Source organism: Pseudoduganella guangdongensis (genome assembly GCF_009857475.1).
Classification (GTDB): Bacteria; Pseudomonadota; Gammaproteobacteria; order Burkholderiales; family Burkholderiaceae_D; genus Rugamonas; species Rugamonas guangdongensis.
Window position 1 is genome coordinate 186,934 of the sequence record NZ_WWCJ01000009.1, and the last position, 21,398, is coordinate 208,331.

The window sequence follows — 21,398 nt, forward strand, 5'->3', positions numbered from 1 at the left end:
GCCGACCCTTGGTTGACATTGACTTCCTGGGATCTTGGTCGATACTTTCAAGACCGCCCATCACGCTTGAAGGTGTCCCATGGAATTGCTGCATTACACCCCGCGCGTCGATCTGGCGCGTTGTGAGATTGTTGACCGTGGTATCGAGGTGCAAGCCAGTTTCAGCACCTTGTGCGCGCTGGAGTACATGAAGTCCCACAATATCCCGCCTCAAATCATCCAGCGTGTCTTGCTCCAGCCCGCTCAGCGGCGCGCGGCGAGCCGGGTTATACACAAAAATTGACGGCAGGTACTGCGCGAGTTTAATTAGTTAAAGAGTCGCTGTGACAATTTGTGAGTTTCTAAGTCGTTGATTTTAAAGCCGGTTTATTCTGCACATTGAACAGGCAGTTTGTTGGAAATGGCGTCGTTGAGGGCTGTTTGCCTTGTCAAGCCCCCCTTATCAACAAAGATATCCACAAACAATGTGGATAAGGGAAAAAGGCCTTTTCAATCCGCCACTTAGCGCGGTTTGCGGGAAGTTACCGGGAAGATGAGAGCGAAATAACTACTGTACGTGCATACAGTAGTTATTTCAGGATGCGGCCGGTGGCGCTGAAAGTGCCTGTTTCCGCACCGGGCTGGACCTGGATATCCACAGTTGCCGGCGGCTGACCAATGGTGAGCTGGCCGGACCATGCCTGGCCTTGCTGCAATCCCTGCAGGATGGCGGCGAATTGCTCGCGGTGCTGGTTGTACTTGGCGAGCTGCGCTTGCAGCTGGACCAGGTCGGAGTAGTTGCGCAGGGAGGAAATGACCGTCGTGAACAGCTTGCGCGTGGTCAGGTCGGTCTTGCACCAGAAATCATTGATGTCGTAGTCGAGGATGATGCTGTGCTCGAGCGCCTGGCCCGGCTGTCCGGTGCGCAGCACAATGCGCACCAGCTCGTTCTTCAGCTCTGTGCGGATCTGGTTGGCCACGCGCAGGCCGGCATCGCTGGTTTCCATGATCACATCCAGCAGCACCAGGGCCACGTCGGGATTGTTGCGCAGCGTGGTCAGCGCTTCCTCGCCGGAGTAGGCGTGCAGGAAGCTGAGGCGGCGGCCCATGAAGCAGGCGTTGCTGAGGGAGAACTTGGTGACGACATGGACATCGACATCGTCATCGACGATCAGGACGCGCCACGGCGCGGGACCGGCACCTGCGGCAAGTTCGGCGGAACCGGCTTGCGCCTCGTCGTCAATCATCCAGCCTTCGCTTGCGTCGTCGTCAGGAACTTTAACGTCCATGCATTTTCCCTTCATCCTTTTTGGACACACTATTCTGCGGCAGGGGTTTTGTCAAAATATTTTCCGAAGGCTCAGTGAGTTGCAAGAAAGCATATGCGTGCATTCGCTAAGTCATTGATTTTAATAGGACTAACTGCATGCCAAAGAATTGGGCAATTTGTTGAAAACCGCGCCGTTACAGGCGAAACGGGCTGTCAAGCCCCGCTTTTCCACACGCTTATCCACAGTGAAAGTGGATAACTCAAAATTCGTCTTTAAATACTTCGCATTAGCGCAATTTTATCATCCGGTCTATGAAGCTGCTGCCTTCAGCCGGTCAAGTTCGGCGAGGAAACGCGCGCAGGCCAGCCCCGGCGCCCAGGGCTCCCAGGCCCGGTCACCGTATAACGGCTGCAACGGATCTTCAGGTAAGGGCACTGCGCTGATCTTCAATGTGCGCCGCACTTCTTCGTCGCTCCAGCCGACCACGTGCACGGCTTCGCTGGCGGCGGCCAGGCGGTCGGCACGCTTGTGGACCTGATATTCCTTGGGGGTCCAGGCCGGCAGGCCGTAGCGCAGGAAAACCGCCTGTTCCAGCCGTTGGCTCAGTTCGCGGAAGCTCTCGCCCAGGAAGGGTTTGAGCACCGATATACAGTCGAATCCGAGCAGGCCTTCTTCCGCATCGTGCAGCAGCTCGCGCAGGCAGGACAGGGGATCGAGTGGCGTGGCCGACCATTGGCGACGCAATTGCAGCACCGTCAGTGAATGCTGGGCGACCGAGAGCGGTAAGGGCCAGGCGGAATGGCCGCCCCAGCGATAGGTGCGTGCCAGGCCCAGCGCCAGGTCGGAGTCGTCCCAATCGAAGGGCGTGGGGTCGAGCAAGTCCAGCCGGCGGCCGGACGGCATGCGCACCCAGGCGCGTTGTGTCGTCATGCCGCTATCGTATCGTCGCGGCGCAGGTCGTTGCAAGCTTGCAGGATAAGGGATTCGAGTTCCGGCAACAGGGCGGCGGCGCTTTGCAGGTCGCCGCTGGCGCTGGCCTTTTCCATCTGGTGGCACAAGGTGTGCAGCTCCGGCGCGCTCAGGTAGCCGCAGCTGCCTTTGAGCGCGTGGAAGGCGCTGGTGGCGCCTTCGCCGTCGCCGTTCTGCAGGGCCAGGCGGCCTTCGTCCAGCCGGCGCGGCGCTTCCTCGAGGAAGGCTTGCGCAATGCGGCGCTGGTGGCGCGGCGTCATGCCGCTAAGCGGCAGGATGTGGATGGCCGGGTTGGCCGGCGCCACGCCGAACAGGTCGTCCAGTTCGGCCAGGGTGGGCGCGGTGCGCTGCAGTTGGCGGCCGCGCGCCAGTAACTGGTTGATGGTCTTTTCCAGCAGGTCGAACAGCAGCCGCTCATCGACCGGCTTGCTGAGGAAACCGTCCATGCCGGCATTGCGGTAGCGCGCGCGATCGAGGTCGGTGGCGTTGGCAGTGAGGGCGATGATCGGCACCAGCGGGTCGCGCACCGGCAGGTCCAGGCTGCCGCCGCGGCGGATCAGGCGCGCGGCTTGCTCACCGTCCATCTGCGGCATGCGGCCGTCCATCAGCACCACGTCGTAATCTTCGTTATGCAGGGCGCGCAGCGCTTCCAGGCCGTTCTCGGCCACTGCCACCTCGTGCCCCATGCCTTCCAGCAGGGTGCTGATGATGATCTGGTTGGTGCGCACGTCTTCGGCGCACAGCACGCGCAGGCGGTGCGCGTGGCGCAGGTGGGCCGGCACGTTGAGCGGGCTTTCCTCGGGCGGGGCGCCGAGGGCCAGCGGCAGCGAGAAGCGCACCGTGGTGCCTTTGCCGAGGCGGGTGTCGGCTTCGATATGGCCGCCCATCAGGTCGACCAGCTCTTTGCAGATGGCCAAGCCCAGGCCGGGGCCGTCGGCGCGGCGGGTGGAGGACAGGTCGGCCGGCTCGAATTTGCGGAACAGGCGCGGCAGCATTTCCAGCGGGATGCCGGGGCCGGTGTCGGTGATGGCGAAGCTGACGCGCGCCAGGCCGTCCGCCGTTTCACCCGAGGCGCGCAGGCGCACTTCGCCGCGTTCGGTGAATTTGATGGCGTTGCCCAGCAGGTTGAGCAGGATCTGGCGGATGCGGTTGGGGTCGCCCTGCACGTGGCGCGGCAGGCCGGGCGCCAGCTCGCAGCGCAGCAGCAGCGCCTTGGCGTCGGCTTGCGGGCGCAGGATGGTGATGGCTTCGTCGATGATGTCGATCAGGTCCAGGTCCTGGGTGCTGATCGAGAGGCGGCCGGCGTCGATGCGCGAAAAATCGAGCAGGTCGTTCAGGATATTGAGCAGGGCTTCGCTGTTCTTCAGGCCGATGCGCAGGTACTCGACAGTGCGGTCGGCGATGGTGCGGTCGCGCAGGGCGAATTTGAGCATGCCGATCACGCCCGCCAGCGGGGTGCGGATGTCGTGGCTCATGGCGGCCAGGAAGTCGATCCGGTGCCGGCCCAGCTTTTCGTTTTGCAGTTGCAGGCGTTTTGTTTGCGCTTCGCTGTCGGCCAGGCGCTGGCGCAGGCGCCGGTTTTGCCAAAACAGCAGGATAAGCGCGGCCAGCCCCAGGATTATTAACAGGGCTGCGGGGAAATCCAAAAACGAATCAACGGAAGAAAACAATATTAATAATCTCCACAATGTCATTATTGTAATGGACAATCCGTCGTCCGGATGTACCGAATTGTTATTGGTGTATCATCCGGGCTCCCCGCTTTAACTACTCAACTGAAAGACACTGGTGTTGATCTCCCCGGAACAAGGGCTGGCCTTCCTGGCGGCAGCCATGCTGATTACCGTTTCCCCCGGCCCGGATAACCTGATGGTGCTGAGCATGGGCATGTCGCGCGGGCGCAAGCAGGGCGTGGTATTCGGCCTCGGCTGCGCGCTGGGCTGCCTGAGCCACACCATCCTGGCGGCGCTGGGCGTGGGGGCGCTGATCGCTGCGTCGCCCGCAGCTTTCACCACGCTGAAGCTCGTGGGGGGACTCTACCTGATCTGGATGGGGATCGGCGCACTGCGCAGCAAGGGTGGGGCGCAGGTGGGGCAGGCGGCGCTGCCGGAGGAATCCCTGGGCAAGCTGTTTGCCAAGGGTTTGCTGGCGAACGCGATCAATCCGAAGGTGGTGCTGTTCTTCCTGTCGTTCCTGCCGCAGTTCGTGGTGGCGGGGCGCGGCGACGCCAGCTGGCAGACGGCGCAACTGGGGCTGCTGTTTACCTTGCAGGCTTGCCTGCTGTTTGGCGCGCTCGGTTATTTCGCCGGCGCGGTGGGCAAGTGGATCAACCGCCATCCGCGCGCGGGCTTGTGGCTCGATCGCGGCGCCGGGGCGATTTTTGTCGGCCTGGGCCTGCGCCTCATCGTCGCGCGCTGATCGCGAAACGCAGTTCCATTTCATCCTTCACCGCCAGCGCGCCGCCGAACACGGCGAAGGGCGTGATGCCGAAATCGCTTTGGCGCGCGGTAAAGCTGCCGCTCGCGCGCAGCAAGGCGCCATCTTCCTTTAGCTGCAGCGGCACGCGGTAGGCGCGCGTAACGCCGTGCAGCGTGACCTGCGCGTTCAGGAAAGCCCCGTCACGCGCGGCGCGTACCACGACCCAGGGGTGGGCGGCGGCCTGCAATACCTTGTTGAACATATTCCTGCGCGTGCCTTCGATGGCGTCGGGCGAGGGCTGGGTGTCGAGCCCGGCATCCTTGCGCTGTTCGGCTTCGTCCACCTGCAGCTGGTCCAGGCGGAAGCGCAGTTCGGTGCGGCCTTGGGCCAGGTCGACAAAGCCTTCCAGCTGGCGCGTGGCCACCACGTGGTCGTGGCCCATGCGCGCCAAAGGACCGCCGCGGCGCACGGTGATGGCGACCAGCGATTCGCCGGCGACGATGCGGTGGGCCTGGTGCGTGGCTGGCGGCGCGGGGGCGGCGGCGGGGAGGGCGGTCGGGGCGGGCGGCGGCGGGGCGGTGCTACAGGCGGAAATGGCCATGGCGCCCGCGCTGAATGCGGAATAAATGGTCCATTTACAAATTTTTACCCGCATTGTGACTTTTCGAGAGTTTCTATTTTAAAAATTGTACTATCTTATACGAAGTTATGTTGTTTCGATATTCGGAAAACCGCCGCGAGATATTCGCGGTCGATTATCCATCCCAGCACTTTCAAATCTCTCCCGATTTGAATCCCTTCACCCGCGCATGGCGCGGGTTTTTTTTCGCCTGGCCGAAGATTCCTTCCTTAATGAACTCCTAAGCCTTGGCTTACGGAAAGCTGGCAAAGTACGTCCATAGCGTACGGCATTGCCGAGCGCCCGGTTGCCGGATTCCTCAATCCGGCACAGTTTCGTTTCTTCTATCCCCGCGCCCTAAAAAGCGTTTTCACCGGCCCCCCCAATCGGCCGGTTTTTTTTTGCGCGCTCGGCTATCATGCTCCGGTCTGCCGAAAGGAGCGCTGATGATCGATTTTTACACCGCCGCCACGCCCAATGGTCACAAAGTGTCCATTGCGCTGGAGGAGTTGGAACTGCCGTATGAGATGCGGGTGCTGGACCTGGGCCAAGGGGAACAGAAGGAGGCGTGGTTCACGGCGATTAATCCGAACGGGCGCATCCCGGCCATTGTCGACCGCGACAACGGGAATTTTGCGGTGTTCGAGTCGGGCGCGATCCTGCTCTATTTGGCTGAGAAGACGGGGCGTTTGATGCCGCAGGACGGCAAAGGGCGCTCGCTGGTGATGCAGTGGCTGATGTTCCAGATGGGCGGCATCGGACCGATGATGGGTCAGGCGAACGTGTTCTTCCGCTACTTCCCCGACAAGATCCAGCCCGCCATCGACCGCTACCAGGGCGAGTGCCGGCGCCTGTTCAGCGTGCTCGACAGCCGCCTGGCCGAGCATCAATACCTGGCGGGCGAGTATTCGATTGCGGATATCGCCAACTGGGCCTGGGTGCGCACGCACCGCTGGTCGGGCGTGGATACCGAGGGTTTGCCGCATCTGCAGCGCTGGATCGCCGAACTGCGCGCGCGACCGGCCGTGCAGCGCGGCATCGAGCGGCCGCCGAGCGAGGTGTTGGTTCGGCCCGACAGTGAAGAAAAAGCACGCCAATTCTCCGCCGCGGCGCGCAAAATGCTCGAAACCGGCCAGTCGCGCCGCTCACAAAAGGAGACCGAATGAAGCTGTACACCGCCCCCCGTGCCCCCAACCCGCGCCGCGTCGCCATGTTCATGGCGGAGAAGGGCATCGCGCTTCCACTGCAAAACGTTGACCTGGGGGCGGGCGAGCATCGCAGCGAGAGCTACCTGGCGCTGAATCCCTTCGGCCGCCTGCCGGCGCTGGAACTGGACGACGGCCGCGTGCTGTGCGAAACGCGCGCCATCTGCACCTATCTGGAGGGGCTGCATCCCAGCCCCAACCTGATGGGAGAAAGCGCCGAGGAGCGCGCTTTCATTGAAATGGCGGACCGCCGCATCGAGCTGCATTTGTTCGCGATCGCCGCCAACGCCATCCGCCATTGCCATCCCGGTTTCGCGCCGCTGGAAAATCCGCAATTCCCCGACTTCGGCACCTCGCAGGGCGAGAAGTTCCGCGAGAATGCGCGCTGGCTGGATGGCGTGCTGGCCGCGCAGCCCTACGTGGCGGGCCAGCGCTTTACCATTGCCGACATCACCGCGTTCTGCGCCTTCGACTTTGCGCGCGGGCTGATGAAGTTCCGGCCCGCCGAGCAAGGTCTCATGCACCTGCAAGCCTGGCGCGACCGGATTGCCGAGCGCCCGAGCGCCAGCGCCGGCACCTGAAGCATGGACCCGACCCGGCGCCGGCAGCTGCTGGCCTGCTTGCCGGGCATGCTGGCGCTGTCTCTTGCGCGGGCCGTCCGCGCCGGCGGCCGGCCGCTGCGGGCGGCGGTCTTGCAGGTGGAACCCTACGGCATGCGCGATGCGCAGGGCCGCCAAAGCGGCGCCTATACCGAAGTCTTCGCAATGCTGGGCGAGGAGCTAGGGCGCCCGCTCGATGTGGTGGGCGCGCCGTATGCGCGCGCCCTGGCGCTGCTGCGTTCCGGGCAGGTGGATATGATGCTGGCCATGCCAAGTCCGGCCATCGCGGAGGTGGCGCATGCGGCGGGCCCGGTCTGGTCGCTGGAGGCGATTGCGGTTGGCCGCGCCGGCACCCGTCTGCGCCGCGTCAGCGACCTGCGCGGCCTGACGGTGGCGCGTATACGCGGCACGGATTACGGTCCGGAGTTCATGCACGACAAAGCGATCCACCACTACGAAATCACCGACCATGTGCAAGGCTTGCACATGCTGCTGGAAAAGCGCATCGACGTGGTGGTGGGCGGCCGGCCCGGTGTCTTTTATGCGATGCGCAAGCTGGGCATCAGCCGCAGCCAGCTGGGCACCTCGTTCGTGGTCCATTCGCGCGATGTGCAGCTGCACCTGTCGAAGCGGCTGGATGACGCCCAATTGGCAAACGAACTGCGGCGCGGCATGGCGGCGCTGCGCGCTGATGGCCGCGTGGATGCGGTCATCGCCAAGTACTCGGCCGGCTTGCCGCGCGAGTAGGCGCCACCAGGCGCCGCTAGGCGCGTGCGCGCAGCTTGCCCACGATCCCGCTAGGGAAGAAGTAAATCGCCACGATGAACAGGATGCCGAGCCAAAGCAGCCAGCGGTCCGGGTGCAGGGCCGCCTCCAGCAGCGGCACGCCGGCCACCGCCCCCGCCGCCTGTGCCATCAGCGACTTGAGGTAGTTGTTGGCCAGGATGAACAGGGCGGTGCCGATTAGCGCGCCGTACATGGTGCCCATGCCGCCGATCACCACGATCAGCAGGATGTCGGTCATTACTTCGAAGCCGAGCGTGGTCTTGGGGCCGACGTAGCGCAGCCACAGCGCGAGCAGGGCGCCGGCCAGGGTGGCCGCGACGGCGCCGATGCAGTTGGCCGCGATGCGGTAGAGCACCGTGCGGTAGCCCAGCGCTTCGGCGCGGAACTCGTTCTCGCGGATCGCTTGCAGCACGCGCCCGAAAGGCGAATTGACGATGCGCAGCAGGGCCAGGAAAATCAGCACCGCGCAAATAAACACGATGTAGTAAGTGAGCACCTTGCCGTCCACAATGCGGCCCATGAATTCGCCAAATTCGTTGGCGGGGGACAGCAGGTCGGGCACGTCGAAGGTCTTGCCGTCCTCGCCGCCGGTCAGGTCGGACAGCTGCGAGGCCAGCACCGCGAAGGAGGACGCCACCGCCAGCGTGATCATGGAATAGAAGATGGCGCGCACGCGCAGCGCGAACAGGCCGATGATGAAGGCCAGCACCAGGGCCAGCGCCAGGGCCGCCACCAGGCCGATGGCGGCGCCGCTCCAGCTGGGCGTCATGCCGGCGAAACCCAAGCCGACGCCGTAGGCGCCGATGCCGAAGAACATGGTGTGGGCGAAGGAGACGATGCCGGTGTAGCCAAGCAGCAGGTCGTAGGAGGCCACCAGCACGATATAGATGCAGATGGTGGCCGCCGTGTTGAGCGGGCGGGCGCCGGTGGCGATGAAGGGCGCCAGCGCCAGGGCCAGCACCACCAGGGCCAGCATGGTGCCCAGGGTGCGGCTGCGCGGCAGGTCGCCGGAGAGCAGGGTATTCAGCATTATTTCCTCGACAGGCCGGCCGGGCGCCAGAGCAGGATGGCGATCATCAGCACGATATGGGACACGAGCGCCAGCTTGGGCGCCAGGAAGCCGGCGTAGTTGGCGGTGAGCGCCATCAGCAGCGCGCCGATAAAGCAGCCGCCCACCGAACCCAGGCCGCCGATGATGATGGTGATGAAGACCATGACCATCACTTCGCCGCCCATGGAGGCGGTCAGGGTTTCCTTGTACAGCCCCCACATCACGCCGCCCAGGCCGGCCAGCGCGGAGCCGGCCGCGAACACGGCGACGAACAGGCGGCGGATGCGGTAGCCCAGGGCTTCCACCATTTCGCCGTTCTCCACGCCGGCGCGGATCAAGAGGCCAAGCTTGGTGCGGTTCAGCACCAGTGTCAGCGCGACGAACACCAGCAGGCCGACCACCACCGCCAGCAGGCGGTACTTCTCAATGGCGGCGTCGCCGATGACGATGGCGCCGCGCAGGGCGGTCGGCAGCGGCATCGGTTTGTGGTCGGCGCCCCAGACCACGTGGATCAGTTGTTCCACCACGATCATGCCGCCCATGGTGATCAGGATCTGCTTCAGGTGCTGGCCATAGACCGGCATGATGATGACGCGCTCGAAGGCCCAGCCCAAAAGGGCGGTGACCGCCATTGCCATGGCGACCGCGAGGCCCAGCACGGCCAGGTTCATGCCGAGCGAGTCGGCCTCCAGCCAGCCCTGCATCGGCAGCAGCACCAGGGTGGCGGCAAAGGCGCCCACCGAGATGAAGGCGCCATGGCCGAAGTTCAGCACGTCCATCAGGCCGAACACCAGGGTCAGGCCGCTGGACATGATGAAGATCATCATGCCCATCGCCAGCCCGGCCATGGTCAGCGTGACCCAGGTGGGCAGGCTGCCCACCAGCGGCAGCATGGCCAGCATCAGGGCCGGCACCAGCAGCAGTGGCGGGATGTCGCGCGGGATCGGCGGCAAAGCCGCCGATGCGCTGGGGGCGGGCAAGTTATCGCTCACGGTCGCTCCTTATTGGTGTGCGTCGAGGGCCAGGCCGAGCAGGCGTTCCTGCAGGGCGCGGTCGGCGGCCAGGTCGGCCATGGCGCCGCTGTGGACCACGCGGCCGTCGTCCATCACGGCCACGGTGTCGCCCAGCTGGCGCACGAAGTTGAAGTTCTGCTCCACCAGCAGCACGGTGGTTTGGCCTTTGAGCTGGCGGATGGCGTCGGCCAGGCTCTGGACGATGGCCGGCGCCAGGCCCTTGGTCGGCTCGTCGATCAGCAGCAGTTCGCGCGGCTCGATGATGGCGCGCGCGATGGCGACCATTTGCTTCTGGCCGCCGGACAGGTTGCCGGCCGGGTAGTTCCAGAACTTTTTCAGCGCTGGGAAGAAGGAGAAGATCCATTCCAGGCGCGCGGTGTCCATCGGCCCGTTGCGCGCGGCCAGGAACAGGTTTTCGCGCACGGTCAGGGCGCTGAACACGGCCATCGATTCCGGCACGTAGGCGATGCCGGCCTGCGCGATGTCGGGCGTGCCAAGCTTGCTGATAGCGCGGCCTTTGAATTCGACCTGGCCGGCGCTGGCCTGCCACAGGCCCATGATGGTGCGCAGGGTGGTGGTCTTGCCGGCGCCGTTGCGGCCCAGCAGGACGGTCAGGCCGCCGCGCGGCACGGCCAGGTCCACGCCTTGCAGGATGTGGTATTCGCCGATGTGGGTGTGCACGCCGGACAGTTTGAGCAGGGCTTCAGTCATGAATTGCAGCTCCTTGCGCAGCTGCTTGCGCAGTTCCGAGGTAGGCTTCTTGCACGATGGCGGAGGACATGACGGCGGCTGGTTCGCCATCCGCCACCAGGGCGCCGTGGTGCAGCACGATGATGCGGTCGGCCAGGGCGCGCACCACGTCCATCTTGTGCTCCACCAGCAGCACCGCCTTGTTGCGTTCCGCCTTGACCTGGTGGATCAGGTCCAGCACCACCGGCACCTCGTCCACGCTCATGCCGGCGGTGGGCTCGTCGAACATCATCACCTCCGGCTCCAGTGCCAGCAGGATGGCCACTTCCAGCTTGCGCTTGTCGCCGTGCGACAGGGCGGCCACCGGGGTGTCGCGCCGCGCGCCCAGCGACACGCGCTGCAGGTAGTGCTCGGCGCGCTCGATCAGTTCCTTGTGGCTGGACCAGATCGACCACAGCTTCATGCCGGCGCCGGCGCGCGCCTGCACCGCCAGCCGCACGTTCTCATGCACGCTCAGGTGCGGGAACAGGTTGGTGAGCTGGAAGGCGCGGCCGATGCCCTGGCGGGTGCGCGCCGCCGGCCCGCTGCCGGTGATGTCTTCACCGCGCAGCAGCACCTGGCCGCTGGTGGCCGGCAATTGGCCGGACATGAGGTTGAAATAGGTGGTCTTGCCGGCGCCATTGGGGCCGACAATCACCGTCAACTGGCCCGCGTGGAAATCGGCGCTGACGTTATCGACGGCCGTGTGGCCGCCGAAGCGGATCGTCAGCCCGCGTGTGGACAGCAAAGGAGTCATCGTTCAGCGCTTGTTCTTGATGGGGACGGGCAGCTCGGCAGCCGGGATTTCGCGCACCAGTTCCAGCAGGTCCCATTCGTTCTTCTGGTCCTTCTTGATGCGGAAGTGGTACATCGGCTGCAAGGCCTGGTGGTCCTCCTTGCGGAAGAGCATGCGGCCTTTCGGCGTGTCGAACTCCATGCCCTCCATGGCCGCGATCAGCTTGCGCGTGTCGCCGCCGCCGGCTTTGGACAGCGCCGTCACCACCGCGCTGGCGGCGGTGAAACCGCCTGCCGTGAACATGTCGGGCGGCGTCTTGTAGCGCTTCATGTGCTCGGCCACGAACCAGTCGTTCATCGGGTTCTTGGGGAAGTTGTAGTAGTAATAGATGGTGCCTTCGGTGCCGGCGAAGGCCTTCCACGTTTTCAGCACCGGCAGGATGTTGCCGCCCGGCGCCAGCGTGATGCCGTAGCGCTCCGGCTTCATGTCGGCGATCTTGTTCATCGGGTTGGGACCGGCCCAGATGATCTGCAGCACGCGCGGCTGCGGCTTGTCTTTCAGCTTGTCGAAGATGCGCTGGGCCGAGGCGGTGAAGTCGGTGGCGTTCTGCGGCGCGTATTCCTCGTGCACGATATTGGCCTTGGAACCGGTCAGCTGCAGCGCTTCGCGCGCAGCCTTGACCGCATCCTTGCCGAAGGCGTAGTCCTGGGCCAGGAAAGCCACGCTGCCTTGCTTGAAGGTGGCGGCGGCGGCCAGGCCGTCCTGCATGGAGTTGCGCGCGGTGCGGAAGATGTACTTGTTCCACTTCGAGCCGGTGATGGCGTCCGACACGGCGGGCTCGACGATCAGCACCTTCTTGTATTCGGCGGCGATGGGCAGCATGGCGATGGCCGAGCCGGAAGAACTGGTGCCCACCGCGATATCGACCTTGTCGTCGCCGTAGGCTTCGGCCAGCATGGTGCGGCCCAGGTCCGGCTTGCTCTGGTCGTCCTTGACGATGACCTTGAGCTTGCGGCCGTTGATTTCCATCTTGCCCTTGGTTAGGTATTCCAGGCCCAGCATGAAGCCGGCCTCGGTCTCCTTGGCGTATGGTTCGAGGATGCCGGTCTTGCCGGCGATGAGCGCGACTTTCAGCTCCTGCGCGGGCGCCAGGGCCGGCGCGAGCGCGATGAGTAGCGGTACTAGCGGTATGTATTTTTTCATTCGGTGTCTCCGTCCGCCCAATATAGTTCAATCCACGCTGGCGAGGAAGCTGCGCAGCGCTTCCAGCGCGGCCGGCTCGGACAGCATGGGCGCGTGGCCCACGCCCGGCACTTCGGCGTACTGCATGCGCGGCGCGGCGGCGCGCATGGCGTTGGCCTGCTCGGCCTCGATCAAGTCGGACAGCCCGCCGCGTATCAGCATGGTGGGCCGGCGCCGCGCCAGGCGGCGGAAGGCGAAGTGCGCCGCCAGCGAGGTGGCCTTCAGCTTGTTGGCGCGGATCGGCACAGCGATATTCGGGTCGTAGCGCAGCGCCAGGTGGCCGTCGCGGTCCTCGCGGAAGGCGCGCCGCGCCCAGCGCTCCCATTCCTGCGCCGAGTTGTCCGGGAACGCCACCGCGTTGATGCCGCTGATGTAGGCCGCCGCCTGCTGCCAGCTGGTAAACGCCTCGCCCTTGCCGGTATAGCCGCGAATACGCGACAGGCCGCGCTCGGACAGCGCCGGGCCCACGTCGTTCAGCACCGCCGCCGCCACCAGGCTGGATTTGCGCACCGCCAGGGTCATGGTGATCAGGCCGCCCATCGAGGTGCCGATGAAGACCGCGCGCTCGATGCCCAGGTCGTGCGCCAGCTTGACCACATCGTTGGCATAGGTCACAGGTGTATAGCGGTCCGGCTTGGGGTCGTAGTCGGAGTTGCCGCGGCCGCGCACATCGAGCGCGATCACGCGCCGGCCCTGGGCCGCGATCCACGGCGCCACGTCCTCAAAGTCGGCCGAATTGCGGGTCAGTCCGTGGATGCAGATCACGGGCAGGCGCGCGGCGCCGCTGGCGGCGGGATAGTCGCGCGCATACAGGCGCAGGCCATCGTCGCTGGTGTAGCTGATCTCGGAATACATAGTCCTCGTGGGCAGCGTTGCAGGAGCGTGCAGTGTGCAAGAAATGCATCATTGCGGGAACCGGAGGCTGCGCCCACCGTGTGTGCAATTTTGCACAGCAAGCCCAATCGGCCCCAAAATGATGCACAATACGACGCATGAAGACACTGCCCGAATGGACCGACCTGCGCTTCTTCCTCGAGCTGGCACGCGCCGGCACCTTATCCGGCGCCTCGCGCCGGCTGGAGGTTGAGCACACCACCGTATCGCGCCGCATCGACCGCCTGGAGCAGCAACTGGGCGCCACCCTGTTCGACCGTTCGCGCGAAGGCTATGAACTGACCGAGATGGGGCATGCCGTGCTGCCGCACGCGGAGGCGATGGAAAGCGCCGTGCTGGCCGCGCAGGGACAGTTATCCGGCACCGAGGTGGCCATCCGCGGCGTGGTGCGGCTGGGCGTACCGGAGGCGCTGGGGGTACGCTTCATCACGCCGCTGCTGGCTACCTTCCTGCAGGACTATCCCGAATTGTCGGTCGACTTGCTGGTGCAGCCCCGTTTTGCCAACCTGGCCAGCCGCGAAGCCGACCTGGGCGTGACGCTGGATGCGCCCAACACGGGCCGCTATATGGTGACGCGGCTGGCGTCCTTCCGCCTGTACGTCTACGGCTCGCCCGCGTATCTGGCGCGCCACGCGCCGATCAAGCGCCGCAGCGACCTGGCCGGACATGATTTCGTCGACTATGTGCAGGACCGCCTGGCCAGCAACGAGCTGAATTTCCTCGACGAACTGGGCGTCAACCCGCGCCGCCGCCTGTGCTGCACCGGCATGCTGGCGCAGGCCGAGGCGGCGGCGGCTGGCCTGGGCCTGATGATGGCGCCGCCCTATATGGCGACCGATGGCCGCCTGGTGCCGGTGCTGCAGGACGAAGTGTATGTGGAGCGCGCCTATTGGCTGGTGGCGCCGGTGGATTTGTACCGCTTGCCGCGCGTGCGCGCCGTGTGGAATCTGCTGCGTCAGTTCGCCGAGTCGAATGCCACGCTGTTTAGTTCGAACAAGTGAGGCAGGGCGGCGCTGACCGTGCTGCGATGGAAGGCCACCCGGCCCGGCGCCGGTACGGGCTTGCCCTGCGCCAGCGCGTGCAATACAGGCGCCGGGTCGCAGCTCCAGTCGACGGCATAGCTGCCCGGGTCGCCTTCGCGCACTTTCATCAAGGCCAGCTCGAACTGCGATACGCACACCACCAGCGGATCGGCGTGGCTTGCCAGGAAGGCGAGGAAGGCCGGCGGCTGGTATTCGCGGAACGGTGAGATGTTTTGCTGGCGGATGAAGGCGTGCAAGGCGTCTTCCAGCAAGGCGCGCTGGCGCAGCAGCGCCACCGTCAGCACGCAGCTGCGTTCGAGCACGAAAACGCGCCACAGGTAGACGTTGCCGCGCGCCTCGCGCAGGTCGATGGAGGCGGCCACGCGGTGGAAGTAGGGCGCATCGTCCGCGCCGGGCTGGAAGGTGGCGCGCATCAGGCCGAGCAGGATGCGTTGGTGGTTGGCCAGGTCCATGTTTGCTACCTCCATTGGCGTTGCCGCATCTGCTGCAGGGTGTCGGCGATGGCGGCGTGACCCAGGCCGGGCACGGCTTCCGGCATGAATTCATAGACGATCACTTCGGCCCCGGGGGCGACATCGCGCAGCACCTGCTGCGCCAGGTCCAGGGTGCAGGAGCGCGGCAGGCGCGAATGCACATCCAGCATCAGGCCATTGTGCCTGACGCCGCATGCCACGTGCAGTTCGCGCACATGTTCGCCGTCGAGTTCAGCCAGGAAGGCGGGGATGTCGAGCGCGTGGTTGTGGGCGTCGCATTCCAGGTTGTACACGTCCAGGATCAGGCCGCAGCCGCTGTCGGCGGCAATCGCGTTGAGGAAGCCGGCATCGGTGTAGTCGGCCGGGCAGTCGGGCACCACGTGCACGATATTCTCCAGCAGGAAGGGCAGGCCGTAGCGCTGCTGCAGGCACCAGGCGCGCTGCGCCACCAGCTCGGCCGCCTGCTCGGTGCGCGGCAGGGCCAGCATGATGCCCAGGTGCTCGCCATCGACGCGGGTGTAGCCCAGGTGCTCGCTGTGCCAGCGCACGCGCACCTTGTCCATCAATTCATCCAGCAGGCGCAGGTAAGTGGGCGACCAGCCGTCGTGCGAGCCGATCGACAGGCTCACACCGTGCACCACGATGGTTTTCTCGCGGTCGATGTTCCGCAGCTCGGCCACAATGGCGGGGTCGAGGCGGATGCTGTCGCCGTCCGCCAGCGACATGGTTTCCGGCGTGACCTCGATGATATCGACGTGTGGCAGCATCAGCTCAAGGAGCGCCGGCTCGCGCCCCTCATAGCTGACGCCCACGCCCGGTGCCGGGCGCGGGACGGCGTCTGCCAGCCTAGCGTTGGAGGATTTCATTTTCCACCAGCACGCTTTCGATGTGCGGCACCTCGCGCAGCACGCGGCCAAAGGCCGGGTCGCCGCGCAGGAAGGTCAGGTCGAAGCCGGTCAGGCCGCAGTTGCAGCCGCCTTTCGGCACCATCTGGGCCACGGCCACGTCCAGTGCCTTGTGCAGTTCTTCCAGCGTGACGCGGCCTTCGGCGACCACGATCTTGATATGGTTTTTCTTGATATTGCGAGCGCTCAAATCTTCCATGACGATCTCCAGGCGGTCCGGTTGGTGAACGGGCGCGGCCTGGTGGACCATAGTGTGAACCGCGCCCTTGCATGCCACTGTAGGCGGCGCGCGGCGGCGGCGAATTGGTACTGGTACCTAGTTTGCGCCGCTGCCGGCACCTAGTTTTGCAGCGGGGCGGACGGCGGGCGGCGCAGCAGGTCGAGGCGCGTGCTGGCGCCCAGTTTGCCGAGCAAGGTGGAGACGTGGTGTTCGACGGTGCGTTCGGAGCGGCACAGGCGCTGGGCAATTTCGGCGTTGCTGAGTCCATCCAGCAGCAGTTCCAGCACTTGCGCTTCGCGCTTGGTCAGGCCGCAGGGATGGTCGCGCGCCGCGCCGTAGGGGCCGCGCCGCGCTTTCGGCAATTGCGCCTGCATGCCGCCGGCGCGCGCGCGCCGGCGCGCCAGGGCGGCTGCCGGGGCGGCGCCGATCTGCTCCAGCAAGGCCACGGCCTTGGGGATGGCGGCGACCGCGCTGGTGTCGGGCAGGTCGAGCAGGGCCAGCGCCGCTTCGAAGGGCAGGCCGAGTGCGAGCCAGGCGTCGCAGGCGCTGGCGGCTTGTCCTGACAGTTCGGCGGCGCGGGGCGCGGGCCAGGGCGGCGGATCGTCTTGCCCTGGGGCGGCGCCGTCGGCCATGGGCGGCAGGCCCGCGCGCTGGCGCCAGACGGCGACTTCGGCCAGGTCCCAGGCATTCACGCCAGACAGGTCGAAGTGGGCGATATCGTCCAGCCAGCGGCGGCCGGCCTCGGCGTCCTGCGCCTGCCAGGCCGCTTCGGTCAAGGCCAGCAGCACCGGCAGCAGGCGCTGCGCCTCGCCAGTGGCGCGCGCCCATTGCAGGGCTTCGCGCAGGCAGGGCGCCGCGTCCTCGTCGCCCAGGCGCGACAAGGTGCGTCCCAGCACAGTCAGGGCCGGCAGGCGCATCACCAGGCTCAGGTCCGGCAGGGCCAGGACCTGGCGCGCCAGCGCGGCGGCGGTACACAGTTCGCCTTTGTCAAGATGGAGCTGGGCTTGCCAGCCCGTCAGGTAGTGCACCCATGCGTCCAGCTCGTGGTCATGGTGGTAGGCGAAGCCCTCGGCCAGCAGGCGCTCGGCCTGGGCGAACTGCTTGAAGACTACCGCGTACTCGGTCCAGTTGCTATAGATGCGCGCCGCGTGTTCATGCAGGTGGCAGGCCAGCGCGATTTCCAGGCCCTCGGCCAGGTCCTGCTGCCCGTTGGCATCGCCGAGGAACAGGCGCGCGCTGCCGATATTGGTCAGCGCATGCACGCGCGTATCGTTGTCATCCAGCGCCGTTGCCAGTTCCAGCGCCAGCTGGCCCCATTCGATGGCGGAGCGCGGATGATCCTGCAACAGCTGGTGCTGCGCGCGCATGCTGTAGGCCATGGCCAGCTCTTTGCTGTTGGGCAGGCGCTCCAGCGTGCGGATCGCTTCCAGGCCGTAGCGCTCAGCCTCCTGCGCCTCACCGCGATACCAGTGCAGACGCGCCAGCCAGCGCAGGTTCAGGCCCACCTTGTCCGGCCGGTCCACGCTTTGCCAAAGCGCGATGGCCTGCTGGCGCGCCGCGATCAATTGCGGGTCGATGCGCAGCAGGCCGGCCTCGTAGGCCCAATCCTCATAGAGCTGGGCCGCATCGCCGGTCCAGGCCACGGCATCGACGAACTGCAAGGCGCTCGCCAGATGCGCGGCCGCCTGCCGGTGCGCGCCCAGCGCCGCGGCCTGGCGCGCCGCGCGCGGCGCCAGTTGCAGCACCATATGCGCGTCCTGCGCCCCGGTGGCATGGTGTACCAGGCGCGCCAGCTCCACCTTGGCCTGCGGCGGCGCCTGCTCTGCCAGCGCGTGGCACAGGCGCTTATGCAAGGCGCGCGTGGCGGCCGGACGCAATCCGCTCAACACCGCCTGCCGTGCCAGTTCGTGGCGGAAGGACAAATGGCCGGGGGCGCCGCGTTGCAGCAGGCCGCTATCGACGCTGCGATCAATGGCGTGGCCGGCGCCTTCGCCCAGCAAGGCTTCCAGCAGCCATTCTTCCAGCGCCACCGGACTTACGCTGACCAGCTCCAGCACGGTGCGCACCGGCGCGTCCAGGCGCGCCAGGCGGCCCCACACCGCGTCGCGCACGGAAGCGGGCAGGTGGCCCGGCACAGGCGGGCCGGCGTCGGCCAGCAGTTCGGACAGGAAGAAGGGATTGCCGCCGGTGACGCGGTGCAGTTCCGCCGGATCGCAGGCCATGCCTTGCGCCAGGGTCGCCACGGCCGCCGCCGACAGCGGCGGCAGCGTCAGGCGCTGGGTGCTGGCGGCGGGCAGGTCGCCGGCCCAGCGCCAGAAGGCATGGTCGGGCGGCAGTTCATCATCGCGCGCACTGGCCAGGAGCAGGATCGGGTGGCTGGCGATGCGCCGTGCCAGGTACTTCAGCAGGTCGAGGGTGGCCTGGTCGGCCCAATGCAAGTCTTCGCAAATGACCAGGACGGGGCGTGCCTGCGTGCCCAGCCGGCTGAGCAGCAAAGGCATCAGCTGGTCGGGATGGGTGGCGTGGTCGATGGCGGCAACCACCTCGCTCCCCAGGGCCGGCGCCATATCGCGCAATGGGCCCAGGACGCGCGGCGTGGACAGGTCCTCGCAGGCGCCCTGCAGGACCAGGAAGCGATCCTGCAACGCCGCCGCGCAGGCGCGCAGCAAGGACGACTTGCCGATGCCGGCCTCGCCCAGCACCAGCGCCATCCCGCCCGCACCGGCGGCAACGCAATTTGCCAGCCGCTGCAGCGCCTCCAACTGCTTATCACGCTCGAGTAACATCTGGCTATCCTCATAGCCATGATATGCCTACTGGCGCACGGAATTCTCTCCAATCGTCACCAATTCTCAGAACTTGTAGGAGGCGGTGAGCTTGTAGGTGCGCGGGTCGCCGTAGTAGGTGGTGACGGTGTTGAAGAAGCCGCCGAAGGCGTAGCCGGCCACCTTGTAGCGCTTGTCCGTCAGGTTGCGGCCGTGCAAGCCGATCTGCAGCTTGCGGTCGGCGCTGGTCCAGACCAGGCCGGCGTCCCACAGGGTGAAGGCGCCTTGCGCCAGCATCAGGTTCTGCGGCACCAGCGCGTCCAGCGAGGCGACGCCGGTGGGGCGCACGATCTCGGCCTGGTACACCTTGTCTTTGTACGACACGCTGTTGTTGAAACTCATGGTGCCGCTGCGGCCCAGCAGGTTGACCGGCCATTCGTAGCTGGCGCCCAGGTTGGCCGACATCTTCGGCGTGTTCTGCACCTCGGCGCTCTTGGCGATATTGACCAGGGTGGCGCCGCTGGCGACCATCCATTCCTTGTACTCGGCGTCGATGTAGCTCAGCATGCCGTTCACGGTCAGCTCGTTGCTGACGCGGGCAATCGCTTCCAGTTCCAGGCCTTTGATCTTGGCCTTGCCGGCGTTGGTCAGGGTGCCGGCGAAGCCGTTGACCTGGCCCTGCGCGTTGAAAGTGGGGATCGAGCCGGCGATCTGCACGTTCTGGTAGTCGGTGTAGAACAGCGCGGCGTTGGTTTGCAGGCGGCCGCCGTTGAGCGAGGATTTCAGGCCCAGCTCCACTGTGTCGACTTCCTCCGGATTGACGCCGCGGCGTTTTTCCAGCGAGGCCGGGGTGTTCGGGCCGCCGGTTGCCGCCAGGTCCATGCGCGGGTCGTACATGCCGCCTTTGAAGCCGCTCTGGTAGGTGCCGTAGACATTGTGCTCCGGCGCGACCTTCCAGCCGAAGCCGAGTTTTGGCGTGAACTTCTTGTCCTTGCGATTCAGGTCGCCCTTGCCGAGGTCGGTGTTGGGCGCCAGGCCGACCGCGTTCGGGTTGCCCAGGTTGGGCGAACCGGCCAGGCCGAGATAGGTGCGCTTGTAGATCGCCGCTTCGCGCTGGTCGTCGGTCCAGCGGCCGCCCAGGCTCAGATTGAAGGTATCGCTCACGCTGTAGCTGGCGTCGGCGTAAATGGCCCAGGTCTTGGAATCGATATCGTCGCGGGTCAGCAGCGACAGGCCGCCGCCGGCGTTGTACAGCACATCGAATTCGTTGAAGGCGTTGGTTTTCATGTAGAACAGGCCCGCCACGCCCTGCCATTTGGAGCCGGCGTAGGTCAGCTGGAATTCCTGGCTGTCTTGCTTGTCGCTGTAGATGGCCGGCGCTTCCCACAGCGGCGCGTTGAGCGAATCGAAGTCGATCGGCGCGTAGGATTTGGAGGAGCGGTGGGCGGTGACCGATTTGAACATCAGTTCAGGGCTGAGGTTGTAGTCGATGGTCAGCGACGCGCCCTTGGTGGTCACTTCCTGTTCGTGGCCGTTCACCTTGTACAGGTTGGCGCGCGTATCGTAGTCGCCGGCCAGCGGCGGCTCGTTGCCCGGCGCCGGGCCGTTCAGCAGGCGGTAGCCTTGTTTGGCTTGCGAGTCGTCCTTGGTGTAGTCGGCCGCGAAGCGGATGAACAGGTCGCTGCTCGGCACCAGTTCGGCGCTGACGCGGGCCGCGCCCACGTCCTTGTTGTAGTTCTCGCGGCCGTTGATGACGTTCTTGCCGAAGCCGTCGCGGTTGAAGGTGCCGACGGTGGCGCCGACGCGCAGGATGTCGCTGATCGGCGTGCTGCCTTTCAGCACCAGGTCGCGCTGGCTGTAGTTGCCGAGGGCGCCCTTGATCTCAAAGGTCGGGTTGGGCGACAGTTTTTTGGTGACGTATTTGACCGCGCCGCCGATGGTGTTGCGGCCGTACAGCGTGCCTTGCGGGCCGCGCAGCACTTCGATGCGTTCCAGGTCGTAGATGTCGGTCAGGGCGCCTTGCGGGCGCGCCAGGTAGACGTCGTCCAGGTAGATGCCGACGCCTTGCTCGTAGCCGGCCACCGGGTCTTGCTGGCCGATGCCGCGAATGAAGGCGGTGAGGGTGGTGTTGGTGCCGCGCGAGGCTTTGAGCGTGGTGTTGGGCACGATGTCGGTCAGCGCCGTGATATCCGGCAGCGCCTTCTTCTCCAGCTGGGCGCCGGACAGCGCGGTGACCGCGCCCGGCACGTCCTGGATCAGCTCTTCGCGCTTGCGGGCCGTCACGATCACCTTGTCGATCACCGCCTCCGCCTTCTGCCCGCCGGCGTCCTGCGCCAGGACGGGTTGGGCATAGACGGCGGGCAAGGTCATCATCACCGCCGCCACAGAGCGGCGCAGCATGAATTGGTTGTTCGACACACGCATCAAAGTCTCCTCGGGTTTTGTTATGCGACGAGTGTGCATGTTTTGCCAACTGTGCGA

At 65.7% G+C, this 21,398-nt stretch carries 21 protein-coding genes; 6 read left to right on the forward strand and 15 right to left on the reverse strand.

Features of this window, described 5'->3' with window-relative positions; translation table 11 throughout:
• Window positions 1-79: 79 nt before the first annotated feature.
• The gene (locus tag GTP41_RS14640; protein WP_161026304.1) at window positions 80-283 is read left to right on the forward strand and encodes a hypothetical protein; all 204 of its coding nucleotides are present in this window, start codon (window positions 80-82) and stop codon (window positions 281-283) included.
• Window positions 284-569: 286 nt separating this feature from the next.
• Here the strand turns inward: GTP41_RS14640 and GTP41_RS14645 are convergent, their stop codons facing one another.
• The 3 genes from GTP41_RS14645 to GTP41_RS14655 all read right to left on the reverse strand — a co-directional run bounded on the left by GTP41_RS14645 (window position 570) and on the right by GTP41_RS14655 (window position 3,865).
• The gene (locus GTP41_RS14645) at window positions 570-1,268 is read right to left on the reverse strand and encodes a PleD family two-component system response regulator (RefSeq protein ID WP_229502865.1); all 699 of its coding nucleotides are present in this window, start codon (window positions 1,266-1,268) and stop codon (window positions 570-572) included.
• 291 nt (window positions 1,269-1,559) lie between these two features.
• Entirely contained in the window at window positions 1,560-2,180 is a 621-nt protein-coding gene (locus GTP41_RS14650) for a phosphohydrolase (RefSeq protein ID WP_161026305.1), read from the reverse strand.
• On the reverse strand, window positions 2,177-3,865 hold the full coding sequence (locus tag GTP41_RS14655) for an ATP-binding protein (RefSeq protein ID WP_229502867.1): 1,689 nt from the start codon (window positions 3,863-3,865) through the stop codon (window positions 2,177-2,179). The genes GTP41_RS14650 and GTP41_RS14655 overlap by 4 nt, the downstream gene beginning before the upstream one ends.
• Before the next feature lie 187 nt (window positions 3,866-4,052).
• Here GTP41_RS14655 and GTP41_RS14660 point away from each other — a divergent pair, with 187 nt between their 5' ends.
• The gene (locus GTP41_RS14660; protein ID WP_202419748.1) at window positions 4,053-4,637 is read left to right on the forward strand and encodes a LysE family translocator; all 585 of its coding nucleotides are present in this window, start codon (window positions 4,053-4,055) and stop codon (window positions 4,635-4,637) included.
• Here the strand turns inward: GTP41_RS14660 and GTP41_RS14665 are convergent.
• On the reverse strand, window positions 4,621-5,238 hold the full coding sequence (locus tag GTP41_RS14665) for a YceI family protein (RefSeq protein WP_161026308.1): 618 nt from the start codon (window positions 5,236-5,238) through the stop codon (window positions 4,621-4,623). The genes GTP41_RS14660 and GTP41_RS14665 overlap by 17 nt on opposite strands.
• Window positions 5,239-5,702: 464 nt before the next feature.
• On the opposite strand from GTP41_RS14665, the gene GTP41_RS14670 reads away from it, so the two are divergent.
• Genes GTP41_RS14670 through GTP41_RS14680 form a run of 3 tightly spaced genes read left to right on the forward strand, consistent with a single transcriptional unit; the run spans window position 5,703 to window position 7,807 of the window.
• Window positions 5,703-6,422 (forward strand): glutathione S-transferase family protein, encoded by a 720-nt coding sequence (locus GTP41_RS14670; protein WP_161026309.1) that lies wholly within the window; start codon window positions 5,703-5,705, stop codon window positions 6,420-6,422.
• On the forward strand, window positions 6,419-7,042 hold the full coding sequence (locus GTP41_RS14675; RefSeq protein ID WP_161026310.1) for a glutathione S-transferase family protein: 624 nt from the start codon (window positions 6,419-6,421) through the stop codon (window positions 7,040-7,042). The genes GTP41_RS14670 and GTP41_RS14675 overlap by 4 nt, the downstream gene beginning before the upstream one ends.
• A gap of 3 nt (window positions 7,043-7,045) precedes the next feature.
• Entirely contained in the window at window positions 7,046-7,807 is a 762-nt protein-coding gene (locus GTP41_RS14680; protein ID WP_161026311.1) for a substrate-binding periplasmic protein, read from the forward strand.
• A 16-nt stretch (window positions 7,808-7,823) separates the two neighbouring features.
• Here the strand turns inward: GTP41_RS14680 and GTP41_RS14685 are convergent, their stop codons facing one another.
• Genes GTP41_RS14685 through GTP41_RS14710 form a run of 6 tightly spaced genes read right to left on the reverse strand, consistent with a single transcriptional unit; the run spans window position 7,824 to window position 13,472 of the window.
• Complete coding sequence (locus GTP41_RS14685) at window positions 7,824-8,876, reverse strand: branched-chain amino acid ABC transporter permease (protein ID WP_202419738.1); 1,053 nt, start codon at window positions 8,874-8,876, stop codon at window positions 7,824-7,826.
• Entirely contained in the window at window positions 8,876-9,889 is a 1,014-nt protein-coding gene (locus GTP41_RS14690; protein ID WP_371867358.1) for a branched-chain amino acid ABC transporter permease, read from the reverse strand. The genes GTP41_RS14685 and GTP41_RS14690 overlap by 1 nt, the downstream gene beginning before the upstream one ends.
• Window positions 9,890-9,898: 9 nt before the next feature.
• Window positions 9,899-10,621, reverse strand: coding sequence for an ABC transporter ATP-binding protein (locus GTP41_RS14695; RefSeq protein ID WP_161026312.1), 723 nt, complete (start codon window positions 10,619-10,621; stop codon window positions 9,899-9,901).
• A complete protein-coding gene (locus GTP41_RS14700; RefSeq protein ID WP_161026376.1) occupies window positions 10,614-11,387 on the reverse strand; it encodes an ABC transporter ATP-binding protein in 774 nt (257 codons plus the stop codon). The genes GTP41_RS14695 and GTP41_RS14700 overlap by 8 nt, the downstream gene beginning before the upstream one ends.
• A gap of 12 nt (window positions 11,388-11,399) precedes the next feature.
• Entirely contained in the window at window positions 11,400-12,578 is a 1,179-nt protein-coding gene (locus GTP41_RS14705; RefSeq protein WP_161026313.1) for a substrate-binding domain-containing protein, read from the reverse strand.
• Window positions 12,579-12,605: 27 nt separating this feature from the next.
• The gene (locus tag GTP41_RS14710) at window positions 12,606-13,472 is read right to left on the reverse strand and encodes an alpha/beta fold hydrolase (protein WP_161026314.1); all 867 of its coding nucleotides are present in this window, start codon (window positions 13,470-13,472) and stop codon (window positions 12,606-12,608) included.
• A 137-nt stretch (window positions 13,473-13,609) separates the two neighbouring features.
• Here GTP41_RS14710 and GTP41_RS14715 point away from each other — a divergent pair, with 137 nt between their 5' ends.
• Window positions 13,610-14,512: a LysR family transcriptional regulator gene (locus GTP41_RS14715; protein WP_161026315.1), complete on the forward strand. Its 903-nt coding sequence runs from the start codon at window positions 13,610-13,612 to the stop codon at window positions 14,510-14,512.
• Here GTP41_RS14715 and GTP41_RS14720 read toward each other — a convergent pair.
• From GTP41_RS14720 to GTP41_RS14740, 5 genes are all read right to left on the reverse strand, one after another.
• The gene (locus GTP41_RS14720; RefSeq protein WP_161026316.1) at window positions 14,467-15,021 is read right to left on the reverse strand and encodes a hypothetical protein; all 555 of its coding nucleotides are present in this window, start codon (window positions 15,019-15,021) and stop codon (window positions 14,467-14,469) included. The two genes, GTP41_RS14715 and GTP41_RS14720, sit on opposite strands and share 46 nt — an antisense overlap.
• Window positions 15,012-15,893, reverse strand: coding sequence for an MbnB/TglH/ChrH family RiPP precursor modification enzyme (locus GTP41_RS14725; protein WP_161026317.1), 882 nt, complete (start codon window positions 15,891-15,893; stop codon window positions 15,012-15,014). Before GTP41_RS14725 ends, GTP41_RS14720 begins: the two co-directional genes overlap by 10 nt.
• The gene (locus GTP41_RS14730) at window positions 15,874-16,131 is read right to left on the reverse strand and encodes a hypothetical protein (protein ID WP_161026318.1); all 258 of its coding nucleotides are present in this window, start codon (window positions 16,129-16,131) and stop codon (window positions 15,874-15,876) included. Before GTP41_RS14730 ends, GTP41_RS14725 begins: the two co-directional genes overlap by 20 nt.
• A 140-nt stretch (window positions 16,132-16,271) precedes the next feature.
• Window positions 16,272-18,938, reverse strand: coding sequence for an ATP-binding protein (locus GTP41_RS14735; protein ID WP_161026319.1), 2,667 nt, complete (start codon window positions 18,936-18,938; stop codon window positions 16,272-16,274).
• Window positions 18,939-19,004: 66 nt separating this feature from the next.
• Window positions 19,005-21,341 (reverse strand): TonB-dependent receptor, encoded by a 2,337-nt coding sequence (locus tag GTP41_RS14740; protein ID WP_161026320.1) that lies wholly within the window; start codon window positions 21,339-21,341, stop codon window positions 19,005-19,007.
• Window positions 21,342-21,398: the final 57 nt, after the last annotated feature.